Source organism: Exiguobacterium sp. (genome assembly GCF_020832205.1).
Lineage (GTDB): Bacteria > Bacillota > Bacilli > Exiguobacteriales > Exiguobacteriaceae > Exiguobacterium.
Window position 1 is genome coordinate 1 of record NZ_JAFIFD010000028.1, and the last position, 4,368, is coordinate 4,368.

The window sequence follows — 4,368 nt, forward strand, 5'->3', positions numbered from 1 at the left end:
GCCGGCTACGATATTCAACTCTTCTAAAATCGATGTGAAGGAAGCCGATTTGCCGTCGATGGCGACAGGAACGCCTTGCTTGAATTCAATCTCGACGAGCGTCGGTTCGTTCGGTGTGTCTTCAAGTTGAGCCGTTAATTCGTACGCGCTTGCCGGAGGAGCCGCCCATGGGTCTTCGAGGATGCCACACTCGACGGCACGCCCCCAAATGTTTTGGTCAATCGAAAACGGTTCTTCTTGGACGATTGGGATTGGAATCCCGTGCTCGGCCGCATAAGCGATTTCTTCTTCCCGTGACCATTTCCACTCCCGGACCGGAGCGACAATTTCAAGCGACGGGTCGAGTGCGTGGATGGACACTTCGAAGCGGACTTGGTCGTTTCCTTTCCCGGTGCAACCGTGAGCGACGGCGACGGCACCTTCCGCTTGCGCGACTTCGACTAACTTTTTCGAGATGAGCGGGCGAGACAGCGCCGAGACGAGCGGATAGACGCCTTCGTACATCGTATGGGCTTGCATCGAATAACGCGCGAAGTCGTTCACGAACTCGTCGACCGCATCGATAACGACCGATTTGACAGCCCCGACTTTAAGCGCTTTTTGTTGAATCTGTTCTAAGTTTTTGCCTTCCCCGACGTTCAGGCAACACGCGATCACATCATAACCTTGTTCATCCAACCATTTGATTGCGACCGATGTGTCCAAACCACCAGAGTAAGCTAATACGAGTTTTTGTTTCATAATCGATACACCCCTTATACATAATTATTCATCTGTGTTTATAAATATACGACTTACTTTAACGGATGATTCAATGGAAAGCAAGCTTTTTCCACAAAAAAAAGCCACTTTTAAAAGTGGCCTTCGTTTCATTGCCTAATGTCTAGCTCTTCCATCCATTGCGTCATATGGTCTCGTGTCGGGTTGAACAGCTCCGGTTTCGCTTTTTCGAGCGGGACGACTTCGAAATAACCTGCACTCGCTCGACGGGTGAACGTCGGATAAAATACCGGATTGGCAAGTTCGAACGTCGTCTCATCTCCGAGCGTCGTCTTCACGACATCGATGCCGACGATGCCGCCTGTGTTCCGATCATCCCCTTGCTGACCCGATAAAAAGTTGCCGAGCGAGTAGGCGACGAACGTGCGGTTGCCGTTTGCACCGTCGACCCAGGCGATCGGCTGCAGGACGTGCGGGTGATGACCGATGACGATGTCGACGCCGAGGTCGGCCAAGTCTTGAACGAGCGCTTCTTGAGATGCGTTCGGGAGTACTTCATACTCGTTGCCGAAATGAAGTGACACGACGGTCATATCGGCGGCGTCTTCGGCTTTCTCGACGTCGGAACGAATCAACTCCATATCGATATAGTTGACGTGATACGGCTGTTTCGCGACGACGCCGTTCGTCCCGTACGTGTAGGCGAGGAAGGCGAATGAGATGTCATTCTCGGTCAACGTGCGGATCGTCGCCTTGTCTTCTTCAGAGATGAACGAGCCGGTATACGGCATATCGATCTCGTTCCAATAGTTGATCGAGTTCTCGATCGCCCGGACACCACGGTCGAGCGTGTGGTTGTTCGCCGTCGTCACGAGATCGATTCCGGCCTCTTTGAGGGCGTCGCCGATCTCGTACGGGCTGTTAAAGGCCGGATAACTCGACAAACCGATTTCGCTGCCGCCGATCATACTCTCTTGGTTGGCGATGGCGATGTCAGCGTCTTGTAAAATCGGGGCCACTTCTTGAAACCCAGGGTTGAAGTCAAAGCCTTCTCCAGCTTTTGCGGCGTTATACACCGTGTCATGGAGCAAGATGTCGCCGATCGCATACAAGGAAGCGGTCGTGACGACAGGTTCGGGTTCGACAGGGACTTCCGGATCAGTCGGTTGCTCGGTCTCGACCGGAGGGGTCTCGGGCTGATCGACGACGGTCGGTTCGACTTCGGCTGTCGTACATCCGATTAAAAGGAACAAGGATAACGGCAATGTGAACGTTAAGGAAGCAGGAATTCGTTTCAAGTGACAAGTCACGTCCTTTCAGAATGATCAATGCGCACAACGACATGTATATGGCATCATTCGACGGGACGGGGGTGGATTCCTTTTCACGCTATAAAAAAATGTACCAGGCGAATTGCCTGGTACAAAAAATGTACACTTGACTCACACTTGCTCGCGTTTCAGGATGTGTTCCATTTCTTCGAATTCGGCCGTAATTCTCTCATTCGGCGGTGGCGTCATCAAGCTGACGACGTAAATAGCGAGTGCCGACAAAAAGAACGCCGGAATCATTTCGTACAGTTCCCCGATCGTCCCGAACCAATCGGCGGCGAAGTTTTTCCAGACGATGACGACAAACGCGCCGGTCAACATACCCGCGAGCGCGCCTTGACGCGTCGTCCGTTTCCAGAACAAGCTGAACAAGATGAGCGGGCCAAACGAAGACCCGAAACCGGCCCAGGCGTATCCGACGAGATTCAAGATCGAGTCATCCGCACCTAGAGCGAGCCAAATTGACACGGCTGAGACGAGGATGACGGTGATGCGGCCGATCATGACGAGTTCGCGGTCGCCTGCATCTTTACGGAAGAATTTTTGATAGAAGTCTGTCGTCGCCGCACTTGACGATACGAGCAGCTGCGATGAAATCGTGGACATGATGGCGGCAAGGAGCGCCGCTAACAGGACCCCGGTGATCAAATCGACGAACAACAAGTCAGATAAATTGATAAAGATGTTTTCTGGGTTGTCGATGTCAAGCCCTTGTTGCGTATAGTAGGCGAGGCCGAACAGACCGGTCGCCATCGCCCCGACGACGGTGAACAGCATCCATGAGATGCCGATGCGTCGCGCCTTCTTAATATCCTGCAACTTCTCAATCGCCATAAAACGGACGATGATGTGCGGTTGACCGAAGTACCCGAGCCCCCAAGCGAACAAAGAGACGATTCCGATCAAAGATTGGCCTGTCCATGGGTCAAGCAGTGCCGGGTCGATATCGCCAATCGTTTGGAACGCGCTCGATACGCCGTCCGTAGCCGTGATGGCGATGGCCGGAACGAAGATGAGGGCGAACAACATGATGAGCCCTTGGACGAAGTCGGTCCAACTGACGGCCAAAAAGCCGCCGATGAACGTATAGATGATAATGATGGAAGCTAAAATCAATACGCCCGTGACGAACTCGATCCCGAAGACGGCGTTGAACAACCGGCCGCCGGCGACGAACCCGCTCGTCGCGTACAACGTGAAGAAAATGAGTGTGACCGCTGCGGAGAACGTCCGAAGCGTTCCGCGTGAATCTTTGAATCGCTTCTCAAAATAGTCAGGGATCGTGATCGCATCCTCCGACAAGTATGAGTACGTCCGCAGACGTGGCGCGACGAGCAACCAGTTCAAATAGGCGCCGATCGTCAACCCGATGACGATCCATCCGCTCGAAATACCGGTCGCGAACATCGCACCCGGAAGGCCCATTAAGAGCCAGCCGCTCATGTCCGAAGCTCCGGCCGATAAGGCGGCGACCCCAGGCCCGAGTCCGCGACCGCCGAGCATGTAGTCTCCGATGCTGCTCGTCCGTCGATAAGCGACGATCCCGAGTAGCACCATGAGCGCCATGTAAATCGTGATGGAAATTAAAATACCGTTCATTGTCTTTCCCCCTACCATTCATGAGTTGAAAACGCTTACAAAATATATATATCATGTCTTGACAAAATTTTGTCACAAAAATGAATAGGTTGCACGTCTTACTTTCATGATTGACCAAAAAAATAAAAACTATTTGGCGGGACAAGTGACGAGATGATCGTTGACGAGACCTGTCGCTTGCAGGTGGGCATAAACGGTCGTCGGGCCGAGAAACTTGAATCCACGGCGCTTCAAATCTTTACTGACACGCTCGGACAGTTCGGTCACGGCGGGAATCTCCTCGACAGAATGCCATTCATTACGGATGACGTTGCCATCGACGAACGACCAGATGTAGGCATCGAACGAACCGAACTCGGACTGGGTTTCAAGAAAACGTTTGGCGTTGTTGATAGATGCCTCGATTTTGCGGCGGTTCCGGACGATTCCGGCATTGTTCATTAACCGTTCGACATCAGTTTCCGTGAAAGCGGCGACACGCGAGACGTCAAACCCGCAATAGGCATCACGGTAATGTTCGCGCTTCCGCAAAATCGTCAGCCAGCTCAGCCCGGCTTGGGCGCTCTCGAGCGTCAGGCACTCAAAGTGTTTCTGGTCGTCATGGACAGGCTTTCCCCATTCCTCATCATGATACCGGACGTACAGCGGGTCGACGCCGCACCAGGGGCAACGGGTCGTTTGTTGCATCGTCTTCATCCTCTCGTGTTTTGTTCAGTGT

4 protein-coding genes are annotated in these 4,368 nt (G+C 53.0%); all 4 read right to left on the minus strand.

What is annotated here, in order from left to right; genetic code table 11:
* Positions 1–741: argininosuccinate synthase (locus tag JJU47_RS06620; RefSeq protein WP_300997549.1), on the minus strand; the 741-nt coding region annotated here is incomplete at its 3' end.
* Positions 742–869: 128 nt separating this feature from the next.
* A complete protein-coding gene (locus JJU47_RS06625) occupies positions 870–2,018 on the minus strand; it encodes a CapA family protein (RefSeq protein WP_228617407.1) in 1,149 nt (382 codons plus the stop codon).
* A 144-nt stretch (positions 2,019–2,162) separates the two neighbouring features.
* Entirely contained in the window at positions 2,163–3,650 is a 1,488-nt protein-coding gene (putP, locus tag JJU47_RS06630; protein WP_228617409.1) for a sodium/proline symporter PutP, read from the minus strand.
* A 129-nt stretch (positions 3,651–3,779) separates the two neighbouring features.
* Positions 3,780–4,337: a DNA-3-methyladenine glycosylase I gene (locus JJU47_RS06635; protein WP_228617412.1), complete on the minus strand. Its 558-nt coding sequence runs from the start codon at positions 4,335–4,337 to the stop codon at positions 3,780–3,782.
* Positions 4,338–4,368: the final 31 nt, after the last annotated feature.